At 69.4% G+C, this 23,452-nt stretch carries 18 protein-coding genes; 12 read left to right on the top strand and 6 right to left on the bottom strand.

All coding sequences use genetic code 11. The annotated features are described in order from the left end of the window. Nucleotides 1-56: 56 nt before the first annotated feature. On the top strand, nt 57-698 hold the full coding sequence (pcp, locus tag AC1DN2_RS05235; protein ID WP_476849468.1) for a pyroglutamyl-peptidase I: 642 nt from the start codon (nt 57-59) through the stop codon (nt 696-698). Between the two features lie 82 nt (nt 699-780). Here the strand turns inward: pcp and AC1DN2_RS05240 are convergent, their stop codons facing one another. Together AC1DN2_RS05240 and AC1DN2_RS05245 are read right to left on the bottom strand one after the other, a co-directional pair. Next, the gene (locus AC1DN2_RS05240; protein ID WP_476849469.1) at nt 781-1,419 is read right to left on the bottom strand and encodes an SIMPL domain-containing protein; all 639 of its coding nucleotides are present in this window, start codon (nt 1,417-1,419) and stop codon (nt 781-783) included. A gap of 1 nt (nt 1,420) precedes the next feature. Next, a complete protein-coding gene (locus tag AC1DN2_RS05245; RefSeq protein WP_476849470.1) occupies nt 1,421-1,888 on the bottom strand; it encodes a hypothetical protein in 468 nt (155 codons plus the stop codon). A 253-nt stretch (nt 1,889-2,141) separates the two neighbouring features. Here AC1DN2_RS05245 and pheS point away from each other — a divergent pair, with 253 nt between their 5' ends. Genes pheS through AC1DN2_RS05260 form a run of 3 tightly spaced genes read left to right on the top strand, consistent with a single transcriptional unit; the run spans nt 2,142 to nt 6,541 of the window. Beyond that, a complete protein-coding gene (pheS, locus tag AC1DN2_RS05250) occupies nt 2,142-3,203 on the top strand; it encodes a phenylalanine--tRNA ligase subunit alpha (protein WP_028277258.1) in 1,062 nt (353 codons plus the stop codon). Nucleotides 3,204-3,205: 2 nt separating this feature from the next. Beyond that, nucleotides 3,206-5,749 carry a phenylalanine--tRNA ligase subunit beta gene (gene pheT / locus AC1DN2_RS05255; protein ID WP_476849471.1) on the top strand — a complete coding sequence of 848 codons (2,544 nt, stop codon included), beginning with the start codon at nt 3,206-3,208 and terminating at the stop codon, nt 5,747-5,749. A 45-nt stretch (nt 5,750-5,794) separates the two neighbouring features. Beyond that, complete coding sequence (locus tag AC1DN2_RS05260; protein WP_476849472.1) at nt 5,795-6,541, top strand: 4'-phosphopantetheinyl transferase family protein; 747 nt, start codon at nt 5,795-5,797, stop codon at nt 6,539-6,541. A gap of 19 nt (nt 6,542-6,560) precedes the next feature. Here AC1DN2_RS05260 and AC1DN2_RS05265 read toward each other — a convergent pair whose 3' ends face one another. From AC1DN2_RS05265 to AC1DN2_RS05280, 4 genes are all read right to left on the bottom strand, one after another. Then, complete coding sequence (locus tag AC1DN2_RS05265) at nt 6,561-7,985, bottom strand: M1 family metallopeptidase (RefSeq protein WP_476849473.1); 1,425 nt, start codon at nt 7,983-7,985, stop codon at nt 6,561-6,563. 49 nt (nt 7,986-8,034) lie between these two features. Then, nucleotides 8,035-11,967 (bottom strand): Pls/PosA family non-ribosomal peptide synthetase, encoded by a 3,933-nt coding sequence (locus AC1DN2_RS05270; RefSeq protein ID WP_476849496.1) that lies wholly within the window; start codon nt 11,965-11,967, stop codon nt 8,035-8,037. 113 nt (nt 11,968-12,080) lie between these two features. Beyond that, the gene (locus AC1DN2_RS05275; RefSeq protein ID WP_476849474.1) at nt 12,081-13,046 is read right to left on the bottom strand and encodes a quinone oxidoreductase family protein; all 966 of its coding nucleotides are present in this window, start codon (nt 13,044-13,046) and stop codon (nt 12,081-12,083) included. A gap of 164 nt (nt 13,047-13,210) precedes the next feature. Continuing rightward, a complete protein-coding gene (locus tag AC1DN2_RS05280) occupies nt 13,211-14,314 on the bottom strand; it encodes a fatty acid desaturase family protein (protein WP_028277262.1) in 1,104 nt (367 codons plus the stop codon). Between the two features lie 186 nt (nt 14,315-14,500). Between AC1DN2_RS05280 and argC the strand changes: the two genes are divergently transcribed. From argC to argH, 8 genes are all read left to right on the top strand, one after another. Continuing rightward, a complete protein-coding gene (argC, locus tag AC1DN2_RS05285; protein ID WP_476849475.1) occupies nt 14,501-15,544 on the top strand; it encodes an N-acetyl-gamma-glutamyl-phosphate reductase in 1,044 nt (347 codons plus the stop codon). After that, nucleotides 15,541-16,707 (top strand): bifunctional glutamate N-acetyltransferase/amino-acid acetyltransferase ArgJ, encoded by a 1,167-nt coding sequence (gene argJ, locus AC1DN2_RS05290; protein WP_476849476.1) that lies wholly within the window; start codon nt 15,541-15,543, stop codon nt 16,705-16,707. The genes argC and argJ overlap by 4 nt, the downstream gene beginning before the upstream one ends. A 71-nt stretch (nt 16,708-16,778) precedes the next feature. After that, a complete protein-coding gene (gene argB / locus AC1DN2_RS05295) occupies nt 16,779-17,711 on the top strand; it encodes an acetylglutamate kinase (protein WP_223917243.1) in 933 nt (310 codons plus the stop codon). After that, nucleotides 17,711-19,099, top strand: a complete 1,389-nt coding sequence (locus AC1DN2_RS05300) for an acetylornithine transaminase (protein WP_476849477.1) — start codon at nt 17,711-17,713, stop codon at nt 19,097-19,099. Before argB ends, AC1DN2_RS05300 begins: the two co-directional genes overlap by 1 nt. After that, nucleotides 19,096-20,121, top strand: coding sequence for an ornithine carbamoyltransferase (gene argF, locus AC1DN2_RS05305; RefSeq protein WP_476849478.1), 1,026 nt, complete (start codon nt 19,096-19,098; stop codon nt 20,119-20,121). The genes AC1DN2_RS05300 and argF overlap by 4 nt, the downstream gene beginning before the upstream one ends. Continuing rightward, complete coding sequence (locus tag AC1DN2_RS05310; protein WP_079551248.1) at nt 20,121-20,651, top strand: arginine repressor; 531 nt, start codon at nt 20,121-20,123, stop codon at nt 20,649-20,651. Before argF ends, AC1DN2_RS05310 begins: the two co-directional genes overlap by 1 nt. A 107-nt stretch (nt 20,652-20,758) precedes the next feature. Beyond that, complete coding sequence (locus tag AC1DN2_RS05315; protein ID WP_028277269.1) at nt 20,759-21,964, top strand: argininosuccinate synthase; 1,206 nt, start codon at nt 20,759-20,761, stop codon at nt 21,962-21,964. Nucleotides 21,965-21,969: 5 nt separating this feature from the next. Continuing rightward, entirely contained in the window at nt 21,970-23,397 is a 1,428-nt protein-coding gene (gene argH, locus AC1DN2_RS05320) for an argininosuccinate lyase (protein ID WP_476849479.1), read from the top strand. Nucleotides 23,398-23,452 lie beyond the last annotated feature (55 nt).

The following is a 23,452-nucleotide window of genomic DNA, read 5'->3' on the forward strand; positions in this document are numbered from 1 at the left end:
GTGCCGCGGGGGTGGCGCCTTGCCGGGCAGTGGAAGGGCGTTGTTAGGCTGGGGCGATGATTCTCCTGACCGGGTTCGAGCCATTTGGCGGCGATACGGCCAATCCGTCGTGGGCAGCGGCCCGTTCGGCGGCACGGCTGCTCCAATCCGAAGGGCTGGATGTCCAGGCGGTGGAATTGCCATGCGTCTTCGGCGAGTCGGCCCAGGTGCTGGCGGAGGCCCTCGAGCGTTTCACGCCGGAGCTTGTGCTGTGCGCCGGCCAGGCCGGCGGGAGGGCGCGCATCTCGCTGGAACGGGTGGCCATCAATTGTGACGACGCCCGGATTCCGGACAATGCCGGCAATCAGCCCGTGGACGAACCCGTAGTCCCGGGCGGACCGGCAGCCTATTTCACGTCGCTGCCCGTCAAGGCGGCGCTCGCGGCGTTGACCGCAGAGCAGATCCCGGCCGAAGTGTCCCAAAGTGCCGGGACCTATGTCTGCAACCACGTCTTCTACACGCTCATGCACGCCCTGCGGCTACGTCCGGGCACCAGGGGAGGCTTTGTCCACGTCCCCTACCAGGACACGCAGCTTCCGGCCGGAAGCAGTGCCCCCTCGCTGCCGGCCGCCCAGATGGCGGCGGCGCTCGCCGTCGTCGTGCGCACTGCGCTGGCGACGACGGCGGATCTCAAGCTCGCTGCCGGCGCAACCCACTAGCCCAAGCCGGTCATCCGCCGCCCGAAGCGGTGGCGGCCGCCGTCGGCGACGCGAGACAACTGCTCCAATAATTACTGGACAATCAGTCCAGCAGTTCCCAGACGACGCCGATCGTGGCGGTGACGCCCGACTCGCCGGCCTCGACGGTGAGTGAGGCCACCGCCGCTTCCCGCTGCATCTTCGCCACGGGGATCGGCGCCTGGAAGCCGGTGTGCTGGGTGAGGGACAGGACCCTGCCCAGCCCGGTTCCCGCGAGGGCGGCGTAATGCTCGGCGGTGGTGCGGGCGTCCTGCCAGGCGGCCTCCCGGGCCCGGGCCTCCACGTCCGAGGGGTCGGCGAAGCCGAGGGTCAGCCCGTTCAGCCGGACGGCGTCGCCACCGGCAGCAACCGCCGCGGCAAGGATCTGCGAGGACGCGGACAACTCGCGGATCCTGACGGTGAGCGTGCTGGAGGCCAGATAGCCGGTCACGGTCTGGCCCCGGCCATCCTGCCAGTTCAGCTCGGCCCGGACGTTCAGCCCGGAGGTGGACAAATCGGCGCTGTCCACGCCGTGCTGCCGGAGCTCCGACGTGATGGCGGCGGATCGTGTTCCGGCCTCGCTGTAGGCCTCTGCCACGGTCTCGCGGCGGCATTCAACGCCGATCGACACGGTCAGCAGGTCCGGCACCGCCTCGGCGCTGCCGGTTCCTGCAACGGAGATGCTTCGGGGGCTGTCTGTCATGTCAGGCCTCGTAACGTTCGGGGGCGGTGCCCATTCTGCGGTGCGTGCGTGGTCTGGTTCCGGGCAGGCCGGGCCGGGGGTAGCCGCCCGCTTCCAGGCCGGCGTGCCGCTCGAAGATGTTGGCGCTGCCCGGGTTGCCCGTGCGCCAGAGGGACCAGCCGGCGGCCATGAAGTACAGCGGAAGGAAGGGCAGCCCGAGGCACCAGGCGTATTGGGTGCTGTGGCGCTCCTCGTGGCCCAGCAGCACTGGATTGGCGCGGGCGGATTCCGGTCCGGCCCGGAAGAGGATCACGTTGCCCACCGTGAAGGCCGCAGCAAACGGCAACCGCCAGCGGTAGCGGCCAGCGACCAGCAATCCGCGCGGACCGGAGCTGACGGTTGTCCGCGCACAGGCTGCCAGCAGCAGGCCCAGCAGGGTGGAGCCGTTGAGCAGGTTGGCGATCTGGCGAAGCCGTTGTCCGGGCGTCATGAGGCCATGGTAACCGGGGGTGTGCCCGGCAGTCAGGGGTCCGCCGGGATGTCCCGTGCCCTTGGAATCCCGGCGTTGGCGTGCCCAGGTGCAGCCGGCACCGCTGCGTCACGTGCGGGGCGGCCGTGCCATGCCGCCGACGGCCGTCTACTAGACTGGGGACAGTGACCACAAGCCTTGCCGAGAATCTGCGCCGCGCCCTGTGCCCGGCGCACGCTGTTGGCATGATCCGACTCGTAGCTAAGAACAGTAGATGACTGAAACTTTGCCGGACGCAGCCGTCCCGAATCCTCTGGATGAAGCCGCCATTACCGCCGCCGTAGACCAGGCCGTTGCCGCCATCGCCGCCGCCGCGACCCTCGATGAACTCAAGGCCGTGCGCCTCGCCCACACGGGCGAGAAGTCCGCCCTGAGCCTCGCCAACCGTGAGATCGGCGCGCTGCCCAAGGACCAGAAGGCCGCCGCCGGCAAGCTCATGGGCGCCTCGAGGGGACGGGTCAACAAGGCGCTCGCGGACCGCACGGTCGCGCTCGAGGCCGAGAACGACGCGCGGATCCTCGTCGAAGAGACCGTGGATGTCACGGCAGCGCCGCGCCGGCGCACGGCCGGTGCACGGCACCCGCTGTCCACGCTGCAGGACCGCGTGGCGGACATCTTTGTCGGCATGGGTTGGGAAATCGCCGAAGGGCCCGAGGTCGAGTCCGAATGGTTTAACTTCGATGCCCTGAACTTCAAGCCGGACCACCCCGCCCGCGACATGCAGGACACGTTCTTCGTCGAGCCGCCCGAGGCCCACCTGCTCATGCGCACGCACACCTCGCCGGTGCAGGTCCGCTCCATGCTGGAACGGGAGCTGCCCATCTATGTGCTGTGCCCGGGCAAGGTGTTCCGCACGGACGAGCTCGACGCGACGCACACCCCCGTGTTCCACCAGTTCGAGGGCCTGGCCATCGACAAGAACCTGAGCATGGCGGACCTCCGCGGCACCCTGGAGCACTTCGCACGCCAGATGTTCGGCGCGGAAGCCCAGATCCGGCTGCGGCCCAACTACTTTCCGTTCACCGAGCCCTCCGCGGAGCTGGACATCTGGCACCCGGGCGCCAAGGGCGGCCCCAGCTGGATCGAGTGGGGCGGTTGCGGCATGGTCAACGCCAATGTCCTGCGCGCGGCCGGGATCGACCCGGACATCTATTCAGGCTTTGCCTTCGGCATGGGCATCGAACGCACCCTCATGTTCCGCAACGAGGTTGGCGACATGCGCGACATGATTGAAGGCGACGTACGTTTCAGCGAGCACTTCGGGATGGAGATCTAACAGTGCGTATCCCACTTTCATGGCTGCGCGAATTCGCGCAGGTACCGGCCGAAGCGACGGCCGAAGACGTCATGGCCGAGCTCGTCAAGGTCGGGCTCGAAGAAGAAGCAGTCCACCGGCCCACGGACGCCGTCCAGGGTCCGATCGTGGTGGGCCAGGTGCTCAGCATCGTCAAGGAACCCCAGTCCAACGGCAAGACCATCAACTGGTGCCAGGTCCGGGTTGTCCCCGAGGGCAGTGAGCAGACCCTGACCGGCGCCGGCATCGATTCCTCCGGCGTGCAGGGCATCATCTGCGGCGCCCACAACTTCGTGGAAGGCGACAAGGTGGTGGTCACCCTCCCAGGCGCCGTGCTGCCGGGCGACTTCCGGATCTCCGCGCGCAAGACCTACGGGCACCTCTCTGCCGGCATGATCGCCTCCGTCCGCGAACTCGGCATCGGGGAGGACCACGACGGCATCCTGGTGCTGTCCCGGATCGGCCTCGACCCGGAACTGGGCACCGACGCGATGGAACTGCTCGGCCTCTACGACCAGGCCGCCGAAATCAACGTCACCCCTGACCGCAGCTACTGCTTCTCCATCCGCGGTGCGGCCCGTGAATACGCGCACGCCACCGGCACCGTGTTCACGGACCCGGTCTCCAAGGTCCAGGTTCCGCAGTCGCTCTCCGGCGGCTACGGCGTCAAGCTCAACGACGACGCCCCCATCTACGGCAAGCCCGGCTGCGACCGTTTCGTGGCACGCACCGTGCGCGGTGTCGATGCCACCCGGCCCACCCCGCCGTGGATGACCTCCCGTCTCCGGCTCGCCGGCATCCGGTCCATCTCCCTGCCGGTGGACATCTCCAACTACGTCATGCTCGAGCTCGGGCAGCCGAACCACTGCTATGACCTGGACAAGCTGGCCGGCGACATCGTGGTCCGGCGGGCCACGGCGGGGGAGAAGATCACCACCCTGGACGACAAGGAGCGCACGCTCGACGTCGAGGATCTGCTGATCACGGACGAATCCGGGCCCATCGGAATCGCCGGTGTCATGGGCGGTGCCCACACCGAAGTCTCGGACACCACCACGAACGTCCTGGTCGAGGCCGCGCACTTCGACGAGGTCTCGATCGCCCGTGCCCGCCGCCGGCACAAGCTGCCCTCCGAGGCGTCCAAGCGCTTCGAACGCGGCGTGGACTGGCAGGTGGCCGACGTGGCCGCCCAGCGTGTGGTGGACCTGCTGGTCGAACTCGCCGGCGGAACGGCCGACGAGGCCGGGACCGACGTCGGGACCGCGCCGGACGCCGTCACCATCGAACTGCCGGCAGAGTACGCGGCAGCCCGGATCGGGATCGACTTCACCGAGGAACAGATCCTGACCTCGCTCGAGGACCTCGGCGCCGTCGTTGCCAAGACCGGCAACGGCTACACGGTGACCGCCCCGAGCTGGCGCCAGGACCTCGAGACCAAGGACGACCTCACCGAGGAAATCGCCCGGCTGGTTGGCTACGACAAGATCCCGGCGACCCTGCCTGTGGCGCCCCCGGGCCGTGGCCTGACCCGCGTCCAGCAGCAGCGCCGCCGCCTGATCCAGGCCCTCGCCGACGCCGGACTCACCGAGGTGCTGGCGTATCCGTTCGTCTCGAAGTCCGCCAATGACACCTTTGGCGTCCCCGCCGAAGGTGCGGAGCGCAAGGCCCTCAAGCTGGCCAACCCGATCAGCGAGGAGCACGGTTTCCTGCGGACCTCCGTCCTGCCGGGCCTGATCGAGGTTGCCAAGCGCAACCACTCCCGCGGCTTCCGCGACCTCGCCCTTTTCGAGGCCGGGATCGTGTTCCTGCCGGGCGAGAAGCTTGGCACATCCGCGATTCCGCCGCTCGGCGTCAAGCCGGGCGACGACGTGCTCGATGCCCTGTACGACGGCGTCCCGGACCAGCCGCTGCACCTCGCCGCCGTGCTCACGGGGCACGACTCTCCCGCTGCCCCGGGCCACGCCCCGCGGGCCTGGGACTGGGCGGACGCGGTGGACATCGCCCGGATCGCCGGCGACGTGATCGGCGTCGAGCTCCTGGTCACGCAGGGCCGGCATCAGGCCTTCCACCCGGGCCGGGCGGCGCAGCTTGAACTGCGCACCGGCGACGTGGTGGGCTACGCCGGCGAGCTGCACCCGAAGCTGCTGGCGGCGCACGACATGCCGGCCCGGTCCGTAGCACTGGAACTGAACGCCGACGCCCTCTTCGAGGCAGCCGCCGACGTGATCGTGGCCCGGCACATCTCGACGTACCCGGTGGCCACGCAGGACGTGGCCCTGGTGGTGGCGCAGGACGTCCCGGCCGGGGAGGTGCTGGCTGCGCTGCGTGAAGGCGCCGGCGAACTGCTCGAGGACGTCGCGTTGTTCGATGTCTACGCGGGCAAGGGCATCGAGGAAGGCAAGAAGTCGCTGGCGTTCAGCCTGCGCTTCCGCGCCGACGACCGCACCCTGACGGCGGACGAGGCCTCGGAGGCCCGTGAAGGTGCCGTGGCCGCCGCCCACGAACGATTCGGAGCGGTGCAGCGCTGAGGACTGCGCTGGTCACAGCGCAGACGTTTCTGAAAGGGGCGGGTCATGGCATCACACCTTGTTGTGCGTGCCTGCCCGCCCTTTCGCGTTCCCGGCGACCCCGGGGTTCCCAGGGACCTGGGGGCGACCGTGGACGCGGCACCAGCCCTTTACCCGGAACCGGAGCTGGAACGCGACTCCCGCTCCCTGCTGGACAGGGCCGAACTCGTCCGGGCCAGGGCCATGACCCCGCGGACCCGGGAGGACTTCCTGTACGGGCGGCTCGCGCAGCGCCGGTTCGCCGCAGGCCTGCTCGGCGTTCCGGCGTCGGACCTCACCGCCTGGTACAGCTGTCCTCGGTGCGGCACCGGCGCGGACATCTCACACGGCCGGCCCGGCTACCTGCTCCGGGGCCACGCGGCGCCGCTGCTGCTGAGCCTGTCCCGTGCGGCCGGCTGGACGCTTCTGGCCGGGGTCGTGGACCCGGACCCGGGCGAGCACCTGGGCATCGACGTCGAGGATCCTGCCCGGGCGGACTTCGACGGGTTCGACGACGTCGTGTTGACCCGGGCGGAACAACGGCACCTTGCCGGGCTGGGCGGCATCGCGCTGCTGCAGGGCAGGGCGCGCCTGTGGGCGCGCAAGGAGGCCTGGCTCAAAATGCTGGGCACCGGGCTGCGGACGGCCCCGGACACCCTGGACGTGCTGGCGCCGGCAGTGAACGGCCGCGCAGGGCTCCGGGACCTGCCGCCGGCAGAGACGGGCCTGCCCGCTGACCTCGTGGCAGCCGTCGCCCTGGCGGTCCTTCCCTAGTCAGGGCTCCGGCCCCTGATCAGATCTTGGGCGGCGTTGCCTGCGGGAGCGGCGGCAGGGCGTCGGCGAACAGCCAGGGGTGCAACAGGGCCTCTGCGTCCAGGCCCGTCGTGTGGGCGGCCGCGACGATGAAGTCGGCGGTGGTCACGGTGCCGTGCCGGAAGCGGTCCGTCCAGTCGTGCAGCAGGGCGAAGAACGCCAGGTCGCCGCAGCGTACCCGCAGGGCGTGCAGCGCCAGGGCGCCGCGTTTGTAGACCCGGTCGTCAAACATCAGTTCGGGGCCGGGGTCGCCCACCATCAGGTCCTGCGGGGCAGCGGCGAGCTTGCGCCAGGCGGCGCGCGCCCGGGCCGCCGCCGACATGATGCCGGCCTCTTCAGACCAGATCCATTCCGCGTAGCAGGCAAAGCCCTCGTGCAGCCAGATGTCCTTCCAGGTCGCAGTGGTCAGGGAGTTCCCGAACCACTGGTGGGCGAGTTCGTGGGCGATCATCCGCTGTGATTCCCAGTCCTGCCGCAGATGGTTGGGCCCCAGGATGGACAGTGTCTGCGCTTCCAGCGGGATTTCCAGGACGTCGTCGGTGACCACCACCGTGTACTCCGGGAACGGGTACGGCCCAAAGCAGTTCGTGAAGGTCCGCATCATGTCGGGCTGGCGGGCCAGGGCGGCGCGGGCGCCCGCCTGCAGCGACGCCGGCACGGCCACATACTGCGGAACGTGCCCTGAGGGCCGGTCGGCATTGAGCGTCAGGAGCCCGTAGCGGCCGATCTGGACCGTGGCCAGGTAGGTGGCCATGGGTTCGGCCTGCTCAAAGACCCAGGTCTCGCGGCTGGCCCTGCTGGTGCGGGAGAGCAGCACCCCGTTGCACACGGCCCGGTAGTTCGCGTCGGTGGTCACGGTGATGAGGTAAGTCGCTTTGTCCCGCGGGTGGTCATTGCACGGAAACCAGGAGGCTGCCCCGTTGGGCTGCCCGGCGACCAGCACCCCATCGGAGAGCTCTTCCCAGCCAACTTCGCCCCACACACCGCGGCGCGGCGCGGGGTAGCCCTCATAGCGGATGTCCAGCGTGAAGGCCTCGGTGGCGAGCAGCGGGTTGTCGGGGTAGACAACGAGCTGCTCGGCCCGCTGCGTGAACCGGCGTACCCTGCGCCCGTTGAGCTGGATCTTCGTGGCCCGCAAGCCGGCCAGGTCCAGGACGATCGCCGACGTCGGGAGCTGCGTGATGGCGTGCAGGACCGCGTGCCCGGCAAGGCGGTTGCTGCTGACCCGGTAGTCCAGATCGAGTTCATACCGGGTGACGCGGTAGGCATTGGTCCCGTGGCCGGGCATATAGGGGTCCGGGGCGCCGGCTTCCGGGCTCGTGGCCCGGCTGATTTCGCGGCTGATTTCCCCGCTGATGTCCCCGCGGGCGGCGGCGCCGCTGCTGCTTGGTGCGCTGGTGCTCAATGGACGGACCTTCGGTTGTGGTGCTGGTGGACGTGCGCAGGCGCCGGGCCTAACGGGGCCCGGCGGGCGGTGCCGGCCCGTCCCAGGGGCTGACCGGATTGCCCATCCAGTACGTCCCGGCAGGCACGGTCTCGCCTCGCATGACGAGGGACGCCGGCCCCACCGTGCCGCCGCTGCCGATCCTGGCCTGCGGCAGGATGACGCCGTGCGGGCCCATGGTGGCTCCGTCATCGAGCGTAACAGTGTCGATGCTCATGACACGGTCATGGAACAGATGGGTCTGGACCACGCACCCGCGGTTGACGGTCGAATTCCTGCCGAGGGTGACAAGGTCCGCCTCCGGCAGCCAGTAGCTTTCGCACCAGGTCCCGGCACCGATTTTCGCGCCGAGTGCCCGCAGCCACCACACCAGAGCCGGTGTCCCCGTGGCGGCGCGCGCGAACCACGGGGCGCTGACCATCTCAATGAACGTGTCCACTACCTCGTTCCGCCAAATGAAGGAACTCCACAGCGGGTGCTCGCCGGGGCGGATGCGGCCCACCAGCAGCCACTTGGCCACGACGGCACTGCCCGCGGCCGTGGCCCCGGCGAGCAGGATCACCACCCCGCTCAGGAGAGCGGCGATTCCGTAGTTGAAGAGGGCCGCCATCGCGTCGAACGCGAGCATCACACCGACGGCGATGACGACCGTTAGCATGACCGGGACGAACCGGCACAGCTCCCACAGGGCGCGCGCGACCTTCAGCTTCCGCGGCGGCTGGTAGGTCCGCGTGTCGTCCGAGGCGATGGCGGTGCGCCGCAGCCGCACCGGCGGGCTGCCGAGCCACGATGTGCCGGACTTCGCCTTGGCCGGCGTCGCGGACAACACCGCCACGAGGGAGTTCTTGGGCACGCTGCGCCCGGCCGCCGTCATGCCCGAGTTGCCCAGGAAAGACCGCTTGCCGATCTTGGCCGGTGCTATGTGCATCCAGCCGCCGTCGAGTTCGTAGGACGCCACCATCGTGTCGTCGGCCAGGAACGCGCCCTCGCCCACGGTGGTCATGCGCGGGATCAGCAGCACTGTCGAGGCCTCCACGTTGCGGCCGACCTTCGCACCGAGAAGCCGCAGCCAGACCGGCGTAAAGAGGCTGGCGTAGATCGGGAACAGCAGATCCCGGGCCAGATCCAGTACGCGCTCGGTCGCCCAGACCTGCCACCCGATCCGGCTCCGGACCCGGTAGTAGCCTTCAGCGAGGCCGACGCTGAGGAGCCTCGTCGTGGCCAGGATCAGCAGCAGGTTGGTCAGGAACCATGCCAGCGCCGCCAGCGGGATCGAGAGCGCTATGCCGGGCAGGGCCGCGGGCAGTGAGGAGCTGCCCTGGATGAACGCGAAGATCACCAAGCCCGCGACGGCGGCGGAGACGTAGGGGATGAGCGCCAGCATGGCGGAGGCGGCGGCGAAACCGGCGAACCACAACCGGCCCATCAGCCGGTGCTCGTCCGGGGAGTCCGGCCACGAGTGCCGGGCCTTGCCACGGCGCTCGGCCGGCGACCCGGCCACGAGCTGTCCCGCCTTGACCTTGCCGATCACAGCGGAACCCGGCTCCACCTGCGCCCCGGCACCCACCGTGGCTCCCGGCATCAGCGTGCTGCGGGCCCCCACGCTTGCGCCGGGGCCAATCCGGATGGCGCCGATGTGGACACGGTCGCCGTCGATCCACCAGCCGGACAGATCGACTTCGGGCTCGATATTGGACCCTGTGCCGAGGGTCAGCAGTCCGGTGACGGGCGGCAGCGAGTGCAGCTGGACGTTCTCGCCGATCTTCGCCCCGAGCGCTTTCGCGTAGTAGGGCACCCAGGGCGCGCTGGCGAGGCTGATGGCGCCGGCCAGGTCCTGGATCTGTTCCGCGAGCCAGAGCCGGAGGTGCACCCGCCCGGACCGGGGATAGGTGCCAGGCACCAGGTTGCGCAGCAGGATGCGGGCGGCGGCGACGGAGAGCAGCATCCGCCCGGCGGGACTGACGAAGACCAGCCAGGAAGCTCCCACCCACCACCATGAGATCGTTGGCGCTGCGCTGAATCCGGCGAAGGCGGCCAGCAGGTTGTTGGCTGCCATCAGGTAGGTCAGCCAGCGCATGCCGACCAGGATGTGCAAGGGAACGCCCAGGAGCGTCTGGAAGGCCTGTGACTTCCGCGCGGTGGGCCGGACGGTGCGCTCCTGGGCGGCGACGGCACCACCCTCCGGCAGCGACTGCCGGGCCTCGTCCACCAGGGCGCCCACCCGGGGTGTCGCGTAGATATCGGCCACCGTGATGGTGGGATAGCGGACGCGGAGGGCGGACACGAGCTGCGCGGCGGCCAGCGAGCCGCCGCCGTAGGCGAAGAAGTCGGCATCGAGGCTGGTGACCGGGCTTCCCAGCACGGCACTCCACTGCTCCACGATCCACTGCGCGTCCTCCGGCAGGTTCAGCGGGGCACCTTCGGCCTCTGCCGCTCCGGTTCCGCTGAGCGGCCAGGGCAGGGCGTGGCGGTCCACTTTGCCGCTGGTCTTGGTCGGCAGCGAATCGACGAGCGTCAGCAGCGGAATGAGGGGCGCGGGCAGGCGTTCGCCCAGCAGTTCGCGGGCGGCTGCGAGGTCGATGTCCCGGCCGGCGACGGCGGCAAGGTAGCCGACCAGGATCTGGTTGCCGGCCGCGGTGGTCTGCACGGCGGCGGCGGCGCCGGCGATATCCGGCAGGGACTGCAGGGCGGCGTCGATTTCGCCGAGCTCGATCCTGCGGCCGCCGAGCTTGACCTGCTCATCGGCGCGGCCCTGGAAAATGAGGCCTTCTGCTTCGTACCTGACGAGGTCGCCGGAGCGGTAGGCGCGCGGCCAGCCCAGGGACGGCATGGGGGCATACTTTTCCGCGTCCTTGACCGGGTCAAGGTACCGGGCCAGCCCCACGCCGCCGATGATCAGTTCGCCCACCGCGCCTTCGGCGACGGGCAGCGAATCGGCGTCGACGACGGCGAGGTCCCAGCCGTCCAGCGGCAGGCCGATACGGATGGGGCCGGGCGCGCCGAGCTGCGCGGCGCACGCGACCACGGTGGCCTCGGTGGGCCCGTAGGTGTTCCATACTTCGCGTCCTTCGACGGCGAGCCGTTCGGCAAGGTCGGGCGGGCACGCCTCCCCGCCGAAGATCAGCAGCCGGACACTTTCCAGTGACTCCACGGGCCAGAGAGCGGCCAGTGTGGGGACGGTGGAGACCACGGTGATGCCGTGGCTGATGAGCCAGGGGCCGAGGTCCATCCCGGTCCGCACCAGTGCCCGGGGTGCCGGAACCAGGCAGGCGCCGTGGCGCCACGCGAGCCACATTTCCTCGCAGGAGGCATCGAAGGCAACGGACAGGCCGGCCAGCACCCGGTCCTGCGGGCCCACCGGATCGGCCTGCAGGAAGATGCGGGCCTCGGCGTCCACGAACGCGGCGGCCGAGCGGTGCCGGACCGCGACGCCCTTGGGGGTGCCGGTGGAGCCGGAGGTGAAAATGACCCACGCGTCGTCGTCGGGACCGGGCGGCCTCGCGTCGGGGAACGGGCGGGGGCGGTTGCTGTCCGTGACGATCTTCCCGCCGGCGCGGAGGATGCCGGCCACCCTCGCCTCCCCGAAGACCAGTTTGGCCCGTTCGTCGGGATCGTCGGCGTCTACGGGGACATAGGCTGCACCGACCAGCAGCACCGCCAGGATCGAGACGTAGAGTTCGTTGGTGCCCGACGGGATCCGGACGCCGATCTTGTCGCCGGCACCCAGCCCGGCGAGGTGCAGTTTCCGGGCGGTGGCCCGGACCTCGTCCATGAGCTGGGCGTAACTGAGCGAACGGTGGCCGTCGTCGAGCGCCGAAGCGTCCGGGTACCGGGCGGCAGTATCCCGGACGATGTCTATCAGCGTGCGCTCCGGCGGGGCGGAGAGGGCGCCCGGCAGCTGGGCCTCGTGGACGGTGGGACGGGGAGCGGGAAGACTCTGCACCGCACCGGCGTCGGGGGCTTCACTGGGGGTCAGTCGTTGCTCGGTCACTGGCGCATTGTCCCTGCAGGAGATGAACGGATGGTGTTGCCGTACGGCTTGGGGGACCGTGCAGCTTAGGGGACGAGGATGACTTTGCCGGTGGTGCGGCGCTGTTCAAGGTCCTCGTGGGCACGGGCTGCCTCGCCGAGAGGATAGCGTGCGCCGATCCTGACCTTGAGGCTGCCGTCGGCAGCGGCGGCAAAGACTTCGTCGGAGCGCCAGCGGCGTTCCCGGGCGTCGCGCAGGTAGTGGCCCATGGTGGGCCGCGTGAGGTACAACGAGCCGCCGGCGTTGAGCCGCTGCGGGTCGAACGGCGGGACCGGGCCGGACGCTGCGCCGAAGAGGACCAGCATGCCCCGGATGCGCAGGGACGCCAGGGAGGCGTCGAAAGTGTCTTTTCCGACGCCGTCGTACACCACATCCGCGCCGGTGCCGTTGGTCAGATCCCGGACCCGGTCGGCCAAACCGTCGTAGCGCAGCACGTGGTCGGCGCCGGCTTCGCGGGCCAGCTGCTCTTTCGCGTCCGTCGAAACGGTGGTGATGACGTTGGCGCCCCTGGCCTTGAGCAACTGGATCATCAGGAGCCCCACGCCGCCGGCGCCGGCGTGGAGCAGCACGGTGTGGCCGGACTCGACCTTGAAGGTGGAGTTGATCAGGTAGTGGGCCGTCACGCCCTGCAGCGGCAGCGCCGCGGCGGTGAAATCATCCAGGCCGTCGGGAACCGGGAGGGCCTTGTCCTCATCGACGAGTGCGTAGCCGGCGTAGCAGTCAGCGCCCTCGGCCGTGGCCACCCGGTCACCGGGAGCAAACCCGGTGACGGCGTCGCCGACCTCCTCCACGGTGCCCGCGGCCTCGGAGCCGGGCGTGAAGGGGTAGCTGACCTTGTAGACGCCGCTGCGCTTGTAGGTGTCAATGAAGTTCACGCCCGCGGCCGCGACCTTGACCAGCAGCTGGCCGGGCCCGGGAACGGGCCGGGCTGTCTTGTCGAGTTCGAGGACCTCGGGGCCGCCGGCCTGGCGGGCGACGATTGCGTGCATCATGTGGCTCCTTTTCCGGGCGGGGAAATCTGTCCCGGTCCCTGGGTCCATCCTAGGGACACCGGGGGTAACCATGAAGGGGCCTTTCGTAACCAGCCGTCACGTGATGATTGGGCGGACGTTGCCAGGAGGCGGCAGGTCCTGCGCGGCCGCCGGCGGTCCGTCCTTTAGTAGCGGCGGGTTACCGTTGCCATCGGGCATTCGAAGTGGCGGCCGGCGGCGAGTCCGACGTCGTTGAGGTAGCGGACAATGATGGCGTACGACTGCATCAGCGTGGTTTCCGTGTACGGGACCTGGTGCTTGGCGCAGTACTCGCGGACGATCTTGGCGGCCTGGTGCAGCTGCGGGCGGGCCATGTCCGGGAAGAGGTGGTGTTCGGCCTGGCGGTTGAGGCCGCCGAGCAGGATGTCCATGAAGCGGCCGCCCGAGATGTTCCGGGACGTCAGGACCTGGCGGCTGAAGAAGTCCACCCGGCTGTCCGCCGGCAGCACCGGCATGCCCTTGTGGTTCGGCGCGAAGGACGCGCCCATGTAGAAGCCGAACACGGCCAGTTGGACGCCGATGAAGGCGAACGCCATGCCCAGCGGCAGGAAGGTGAACGCGAGGACCGGCAGGAGGCTGAGCCGGACCGCGAGGATCGGGATTTCGACCCAGCGGTGCGTGACCTTGGCCCGGCGGACGATGAATTTCACGGAATCGATCTGCAGTCCCAGGCCCACCAGGAACAGGAGCGGGAAGAAGAACCAGCCCTGCTTGCGGGTCAGGAACGCGAGGCGTCCCTGGCGGTCGGCTACGGCTTCGGGGTGGAAGGCGATGGGGCCGGGCGCGATGTCCGGGTCCTTGGAGATGACGTTCGGGTGGTTGTGGTGCGCGCCGTGCTTCTGCTCCCACCAGGAGTAGCTGATCCCGGCCACGGAGGTCGCGAGCAGGCGTGCTGCCCAGTCGTTGGCGCGGCGGGACGCGAAGATCTGCCGGTGCCCGGCCTCGTGGGCCAGGAAACTCAACTGCGTGCAGATGATGCCCAGGGCGGCGGCGATCAGGAGCTGGAACCAGCTGTCACCGATCAGCGCGAACCCGAACCAGGTGGCGGCCATCAGGAGCACCAGACTGGCGAACACCGTGATGTAGAACCCAACGCGCCGTTCGAGGAGGCCGGCCGTCTTCACGCTCTTGAGGAGTTCCGAATAGCTCAGGACCACGGCGTTGGGCTGCCGGACCCGCGATGGCGGCCGCGCCGGCGTTTCGGCGGGAAGGGTGGAAGTGGCGGTCATAGGGCGCTTGCCTCGTCACGGTTACGGGCAACGCTGCAGCTGACATTCGCAGCTGCACGGTCTGGATCACCCTTTACCAAGCATACGCCCCCGGGTTTCCGCGGCGCCGTTCGGGAGCTTTGGACACACGCCCATCGATGCATAAATATCGGCATCTATGCATACTCTTGCTGTATAGTCGTGCTTATGACTATTTCTGTTGCCGTTTCCGGGGCCAGCGGCTATGCCGGCGGCGAGGTCCTGCGGCTCCTCGCCGGTCATCCCGACGTCACCATCGGCGCCATCACGGCCCACAGCAACGCCGGTTCCAGACTAGGGGAATTGCAGCCGCATCTCCATGGCCTCGCGGACCGGATTCTCGAAGACACCACCGTGGATAACCTGGCCGGCCACGACGTCGTGTTCCTGGCGCTTCCGCACGGGGCATCCGGGGAGATCGCGGCGCAGCTGCCCGCCGGGACCCTGGTCATCGACGCCGGCGCGGACCACCGCCTCGAGGACCCGGCGGCCTGGGAGAAGTTCTACGGGTCGGCCCACGCCGGAACCTGGCCCTACGGCCTCCCGGAACTGCCCGGCCAGCGCGATGCCCTCCGCGGCGCCACCCGGATCGCCGTCCCCGGCTGCTACCCGACCTCGGCCCTGCTGGCCCTCACTCCCGGCTTCAGCAACCAGCTGCTGGAGGGCGAGGACGTCGTGATCGTCTCCGCCTCCGGCACCTCAGGGGCCGGCAAAGCCGCCAAGGTCAACCTGATCGGCGCCGAAGTCATGGGCTCCATGAGCCCCTACGGGGTCGGCGGGGGACACCGGCACACCCCCGAGATCGAACAGGGACTCTCGAAAGCGCTGGGGGCCCCGGTCACCGTCTCCTTCACGCCCACGCTGGCGCCGATGAGCCGCGGCATCCTCACCACGGCGACCGCCAGGGTGCGGCAGCAGCCAGGCCGCAGAGTCACTGCCGCAGACCTGCGTGCCGCCTGGGCCGAAGCCTACGACGACGAACCGTTCGTGCACCTGCTCCCCGAGGGGCAGTGGCCCTCCACGAAATCGGTCCAGGGATCTAACCACACGGTCATGCAGCTCGCCTTCGATGAGCACACCGGCCGCGTGATCGTGTGCTGCGCCATCGACAACCTCACCAAGGGGACCGCCGGCGGGGCCGTGCAGTCCATGAACCTAGCCCTCGGCCTGGCGGAAACCGCCGGCCTCAACCTCCAGGGAGTCGCACCGTGAGCATCACCGCACCGCAGGGATTCCGCGCCGCCGGCGTGACGGCCGGGCTCAAGGCTTCCGGCAAGCCGGATGTGGCCCTCGTGGTCAACGACGGCCCGTCCAAGGCCGCCGCGGCGGTCTTCACGTCCAACCGCGTCGCCGCGGCCCCCGTGCACTGGTCCCGCGAAGTGGTCAAGGACGGCCGCGTGGATGCCGTGATCCTCAACTCCGGCGGGGCCAACGCCTGCACCGGGCCCCAGGGGTTCCAGAACACGCACACCACCGCGGAGAAGACCGCCGAAGCCCTCGGCGTCTCCGCCACCGACGTCGTGGTCTGCTCCACCGGACTGATTGGCGAGCAGCTCCCCATGGAGAAAATCCTGGCCGGGATCGGTTCCGCCACCGCAGCCCTGGCCGCGGACGGCGGCCCCGCAGCGGCCACCGCGATCATGACCACGGATTCGGTGTCCAAGCAGTCCGTCTTCACCGGCACGGCCGCGGACGGCACGCAGTTCACCATCGGCGGCATGGCCAAGGGCGCCGGCATGCTGGCCCCGGGCCTGGCCACCATGCTGGTGGTCCTCACCACGGACGCCGACGTCCCGCCGGACGTGCTCGACGCCGAACTCCGCAACGCCACGCGGCTCACCTTCGACCGGGCGGACTCGGACGGCTGCATGTCCACCAACGACACCGTGGTGCTGCTCGCCTCCGGCGCCTCCGGTGCCGCGCCGTCCGCCGCCGACTTCGGCGCCGGCCTGACCCAGGTCTGCGCCGAGCTGGCCCGGAAACTGATCGGCGACGCCGAGGGCGCCAGCCACGACATCGCGATCCGGACGTTCAACGCCGCGAGCGAGCGGGACGCCGAAATCGTCAGCCGCGCCGTCGCCCGCTCCAACCTGTTCAAGACCGCGATCTTCGGCAAGGACCCCAACTGGGGCCGCGTGCTGTCCGCCGTCGGCACCACCGACGCGGCCTTCGAACCGGACCAGCTGAACGTGTCCATGAACGGTGTGCAGATCTGCCGCAACGGCAGCATCGGCGATGACCGGAACCTCGTGGACCTCGAACCGCGCGAGGTCCTGGTCGAAATCGACCTGCAGGCCGGTGCAGCCGAGGCCACGATCCTCACCAACGACCTCACCCACGACTACGTCCACGAAAACAGCGCCTACTCCAGCTGACCTCCCCGGAGGGATGAACAGACGGATGAACAGTAGGGATGAACAGCAGGGACGAACAGAGGACGAACAGCATGAACACCCAGACCCGCGAGACCACCTCCCAGTCCGACGCCCGGGACAAAGCCGCCACGCTGATCGAGGCGCTGCCCTGGATCCAGCGCTTTGCCGGCAGCACCATGGTGATCAAGTACGGCGGCAATGCCATGGTCAACGACGAGCTCCGCCGCGCCTTCGCCGAGGACGTCGTGTTCCTGCACCACGTCGGCATCCACCCCGTGGTGGTGCATGGCGGCGGCCCGCAGATCAACGCCATGCTCAGCCGGCTCGGGATCGAATCCGAATTCAAGGGCGGGCTGCGTGTCACCACGCCCGAGGCCATGGACGTGGTCCGGATGGTCCTCACCGGCCAGGTGGGACGCGAACTCGTGGGCCTGATCAACTCCCACGGCCCGTACGCCGTCGGGATGTCCGGCGAAGACGGCGGCCTGCTCCGCGCCGTCCGCACCGGCACCGTGGTGGACGGCGAAGAGGTGGACCTGGGCCTGGTGGGCGAGGTGGTCGGGGTGAACCCGGAAGGGATTGTGGACATCCTCGCGGCCGGCCGGATTCCAGTGATCTCCACCGTCGCCCCGGAAATCCACGACGACGGATCCACCACCGGTCAGGTACTTAATGTGAACGCGGACACGGCGGCGGCCGCGGTGGCGTCGGCCCTGGGTGCCTCCAAGCTGGTCATCCTGACCGATGTCGAAGGCCTCTACGCCAACTGGCCGGACAGGTCATCGCTCATTTCGTCGCTGACGGCGTCGGAGCTGCGCGAGATGCTGCCGCGCCTTGAGTCCGGAATGATCCCGAAGATGGCGGCGTGCCTGAAAGCCATTGACGACGGCGTCGAGCGCGCCCACATCGTGGACGGCCGCCTGCCGCACTCGATGCTCCTGGAAACCTTTACGACCGCCGGCATCGGCACCCAGGTCGTCCCCGACGAGGAAGTGAACGCATAGTGAGCAGCACTGAACTGAGCCATTCCGCTGAAGGCCGCAGCAGCGATGGGGGGCCGGGTGTGGTCGGGCACCGCGGAGCGGGCGGGGCCCCCATCGCTGCGAAGACCGCCGCAACCACAATCGTTTCCAGCCGCAGCGGAGCCGAGTGGCTGTCCCGCTACTCCTCCTCCCTGCTGGGCGTCTTCGGCACCCCGCAGCGGGTCCTGGTCCGCGGCGCCGGCTGCCTCGTGTGGGACGCCGACGGCAAGGAATACCTGGACCTGCTCGGCGGCATCGCGGTGAACGCCCTCGGCCACGCCCACCCGTTCGTGACCTCGGTGATCTCCAGCCAGCTGGCCACCCTGGGCCATGTCTCGAACTTCTTCACGAGCCCCACCCAGATCGCCCTGGCCGAGAAGCTGCTGGAACTGTCCAAGGCCCCGGCCGGCTCCAAGGTGTTCTTCGCCAACTCCGGCACCGAAGCCGTCGAGGCGGCCTTCAAGCTGGCGCGCCGTAACAGTGGCGCCAGCCAGTCCGCGGCCGCGGAGAATACTGTCGCGGAAAAAACAGCGAAGCCGCGCACCAAGATCATCGCGCTCGAAGGCGCCTTCCACGGGCGCACCATGGGCGCCCTCGCGCTGACCTCCAAGGAGGCCTACCGGGCGCCATTCGCGCCGCTGCCCGGCGGCGTCGTGCATGTCCCGTTCGGTGACATCGAGGCGCTCCGCGCCGCCATTGATGAGACCACTGCCGCCGTCTTCCTCGAACCGATCCAAGGAGAGGCCGGCGTCCGGCCGCTGCCTGCCGGCTACCTCAAGGCGGCCCGCGAGGCCACGAGCGCGGCCGGCGCCCTGCTGATCCTCGACGAGGTCCAGACCGGCATCGGCCGCACCGGCAAGTGGCTGGCCAGCGAGGACGCCGGGATCGTGCCCGACGCCGTGACCCTCGCCAAGGGCCTGGGCGGCGGCTTCCCGGTCGGCGCGCTCGTCACGTTCGGCCCGGAAACGTCTGCTCTGCTGACCGCCGGCCAGCACGGGACGACCTTCGGCGGCAACCCGGTGGCCACCGCCGCCGCCCTCGCCACCCTGCACGTCCTGGAAAACCAGGACATCCTGGCCCACGTCCGGAACCTGGGGGAGCATCTGCGCGCCGGCCTCGCCGGAATCGCCGGCGTGACAGAGGTCCGCGGCGAGGGGCTGCTGATCGGCTTCGACCTCGACGCCGACGTCGCCCCGGGCGTCGTGGCCGCCGGCCTCGACGCCGGGTTCATCGTCAACAGCCCGGGCCCGCGCACCATCCGGCTGGCGCCCCCGCTGATCCTGACCACCGAGCAGGCAGACCTTTTCCTGGCCGCCCTGCCGGCACTGCTCGAGACCGCCAAGACCAACGCTGCAAAGGACGCCAAGTGACCGCCGCCGTGACCGCCTCAGTGCCCACCCGCCATTTCCTCAAGGACACGGACCTCAGCCCGGCCGAGCAGGCCGAGGTCCTCGAGCTCGCCGTCCGGATGAAGGCCGCGCCCTACAGCGTGCAGCCCTTCGCCGCAGACGGCAACGGCCGCCGGACGGTGGCCGTCATCTTCGACAAGACCTCCACCCGGACCAGGGTCTCCTTCGCCACCGGCATCGCGGACATGGGCGGCAACGCGCTCATCATCAACCCCGGCGAGGCGCAGATCGGGCACAAAGAATCGGTCGAAGACACTGCCAAGGTGCTCGAACGCATGGTCTCCACCATTGTGTGGCGCACCGGCGCGCACGCCGGGCTCGTCGCCATGGCCGAGAACTCCCGCGTTCCGGTCATCAACGCCCTGTGCGATGACTACCACCCATGCCAGCTCCTAGCCGATCTGCTGACCGTCAAGGAACACAAAGGCTCGCTCCAGGGCCTGACCATGGCCTACCTGGGCGACTCGGCCAACAACATGGCCAACTCCTACCTGCTGGCCGGCGTGACGGCGGGCATGAACGTCCGCATCGCCGGACCGGAGGGCTACCTGCCGTCGCCGGAGATCATCGCCGCCGCCGAGGACCGTGCCGCGGAGACCGGCGGCTCGGTGCTGGTGACGGTTGACCCCGCCGAAGCGCTCCTGGGCGCCGACGTCGTCGCGACCGACACGTGGGTGTCCATGGGCCAGGAGGCGGAGAAGGAAGCGCGGATGAAGCTGTTCCGCGCCTATTCCGTGGATGCCGACGCGATGAAGCTCGCGGCGCCGGACGCCGTCGTGCTGCACTGCCTCCCGGCCTACCGGGGCTACGAGATCGCCGCGGACGTCATTGACGGCCCGCAGTCGGTGGTCTGGGACGAGGCCGAAAACCGGCTGCACGCGCAGAAGGCACTCATGGCCTGGCTCATGCACCGCTCCGGTCTGGCAGTGGTTGACGGTCTGGCGCCACTCGATGGTCCGGCACCGGTGGGCGGACCGGCCTGATGTCCGTCCAGCCAGCCTCTCCTGGGGCCAGCCCGGCCACCAAGACAGCCCGGCAGGCGCGGATCACGGCGATTCTCACGGGCGAATCTGTCCGTTCCCAGGCAGAGCTCGCGGCGCTGCTCGCGGACGACGGCGTCCAGGTCACCCAGGCCACGCTGTCACGCGACCTCGTGGAACTCGGCGCCGTCCGGGTCCGCGGCAAGGACGGCGTGCTGGTCTACGCCGTCCCGGGGGAGGGCGGCGAGCGGGCGGCCAAGAGCGGCGTCACGCAGGAAATCCTCGACGCCCGGCTGACCCGGTTGTGCGGGGAACTGCTCGTCACCGCCGAGGCCTCCGCCAACCTCGTGGTGCTTCGGACCCCGCCGGGCGCCGCGAACTTCCTGGCCCTCGCCATCGACCACTCGGTAATGCCCTCGATCCTGGGCACCATCGCTGGGGACGACACCGTCCTGCTTGTCACCCGGGACCCCCTGGGCGGCGCGGACATCGCCGCACGCTTCCTGCAGTTCGCCGAGGAAGCCGGCCAATAAGCCACACCATGAGCCCTTCACAGGACCGGGCACCCGGGTGTGTGACAGGCTTGCAACAGAGCTTTTCCCAGACTTAATGCATCACCAAACAACTAAGGAGCATTTCCGTGACTGAGCGTATTGTTCTGGCCTACTCCGGTGGCCTGGATACTTCCGTAGCCATCGGCTGGATCGGTGAAGCCACCGGCGCCGAGGTCATCGCCGTGGCGGTCGACGTCGGACAGGGCGGCGAATCGCTGGAGACCATCCGCCAGCGCGCGCTGGGCTGCGGCGCCGTCGAGGCCTACGTCGCCGACGCCAGCGACGAGTTCGCCAACGAGTACTGCGTGCCCACGCTGAAGGCCAACGCCCTCTACCAGGGCCACTACCCGCTGGTCTCCGCCATCTCCCGCCCGGTGATCGTCAAGCACCTGGTCAAGGCCGCCCGCGAATTCGGCGCCACCACCGTCGCCCACGGCTGCACCGGCAAGGGCAACGACCAGGTCCGCTTCGAAGTCGGCATCCAGACCCTGGGCCCGGACCTGAAGTGCATCGCCCCGGTCCGTGATCTCGCCCTGACCCGCGACAAGGCCATCGCCTTCGCCGAAGAAAAGGGACTGCCGATCGAGACCACCAAAAAGAACCCGTACTCGATCGACCAGAACGTCTGGGGCCGCGCCGTCGAAACCGGCTACCTCGAGGACATCTGGAACGCCCCCACCAAGGACATCTACGACTACACCGCCACCCCGGAATTCCCGCCGGCACCGGATGAGGTCACCATCTCCTTCGAAGCCGGCGTGCCGGTCGCGATCGACGGCGTCAAGGTCACCCCGCTGCAGGCCATCAAGGAACTCAACCGCCGCGCCGGCGCCCAGGGCGTGGGCCGGATCGACGTCGTCGAGGACCGGCTCGTGGGCATCAAGTCCCGCGAGATCTACGAGGCACCGGGCGCCATGGCGCTCATCACCGCGCACAAGCACCTCGAAGACATCACGATCGAGCGCGAGCAGGCCCGCTTCAAGGCGACCGTCGGCCAGCGCTGGGCCGAGCTGGTCTACGACGGCCAGTGGTTCTCGCCGCTCAAGCGCTCCCTCGACGCCTTCATCGAGGACACCCAGAAATACGTCTCCGGCGACATCCGCATGGTGCTGCACGGCGGCCAGGCGATCGTCAACGGACGCCGCTCCGAGACCTCGCTCTACGACTTCGACCTTGCCACGTACGACACCGGCGACACGTTCGACCAGTCGATGGCGCGCGGCTTCATCGAGCTGTGGGGCATGTCCGCCAAGGTTGCCTCCGGCCGCGACATCCGCGTCGCAGGAGAGTAGCCCCTGTGGCTGAGCAAAAGTCTGAGGCTACAAATACGGGAGCGCTGTGGGGCGGCCGGTTCGCCGGCGGCCCAGCGGACGCCCTCGCCGCGCTGAGCAAGTCCACGCACTTCGACTGGCGGCTGGCCCGCTACGACATCGCCGGGTCCAAGGCGCACGCCCGCGTGCTGCACAAGGCCGGGCTGCTGGACGACGCCGAACTGGACGGCATGCTGGCCGCCCTGACACAGCTGGATGAGGACGTCGCCTCCGGCGCCTACCTGCCGGCCGAGTCCGATGAGGACGTGCACGGTTCGCTCGAGCGTGGCCTGATCGAGCGCGCCGGTACCCAGCTTGGCGGCAAGCTCCGCGCCGGCCGGTCCCGCAACGACCAGGTGGCCACCCTGGGACGGATGTTCCTGCGCGACCACGCCCGGATCATCGCCCGCGGCGTGCTCGCCACGATTGACGCGCTCGTGGACCAGGCCAAGGCGCACAAGGGCGTGGCCATGCCCGGCCGCACCCACCTGCAGCACGCCCAGCCGGTCCTGCTCAGCCACCACCTGCTGGCCCACGCATGGGCGCTGCTGCGCGACGTGCAGCGGCTGGCCGACTGGGATAAGCGCGCCGGGGTTTCGCCCTACGGCTCCGGTGCCCTGGCGGGCTCCTCGCTCGGCCTGGACCCCGAGGCCGTCGCCGCGGACCTGGGCTTCTTCTCGGCGACGCACAACTCGATCGACGGCACCGCCTCCCGCGACGTCTTCGCCGAGTTCGCCTGGATCACGGCCATGATCGGCGTGGACCTGTCCCGGGTCTCGGAGGAAGTGATCCTGTGGGCCACGAAGGAATTCTCCTTCGTCACCCTGCACGATTCCTACTCCACAGGCTCCTCGATCATGCCGCAGAAGAAGAACCCGGACGTGGCCGAACTCGCTCGCGGCAAGGCCGGCCGGCTGATCGGCAACCTGACCGGGCTGCTGGCCACCCTGAAGGGCCTGCCGCTCGCGTACAACCGCGACCTGCAGGAGGACAAGGAACCGGTCTTCGACGCCGCCGACACCCTGGAGGTCCTGCTCCCGGCAGTCTCCGGGATGATCGCGACGCTGAAGTTCAACACCGAACGGATGGAAGCACTGGCTCCCCAGGGTTTCGCGCTTGCGACGGACATCGCCGAATGGCTGGTCCGCCAGGGTGTGCCGTTCCGCGAGGCGCACGAGCTCTCCGGCGCCGCGGTCAAGCAGGCCGAAAGCCGGGGCGTCGAGCTCTGGGACCTCACGGACGAGGAATACGCCGCCATCTCCGAGCACCTGACGCCGGAGGTCCGCACGGTCCTGTCCACCGAGGGTTCGCTCAACAGCCGGAACTCGCAGGGCGGCACCGCACCGGCCGCCGTCGAACGCCAGCTGCTGGCCCTCGAGGGCGAGCTCGCCGGCGTGCGCGAGTACGCGGGCTAGCCAGCACACGCGAGAGGGGCCACGCGGGCAGGGTTCCCTGGCCGGGCTTGCGAGG

The sequence above is a fragment of the Arthrobacter sp. 01L42 genome, assembly GCF_056400005.1.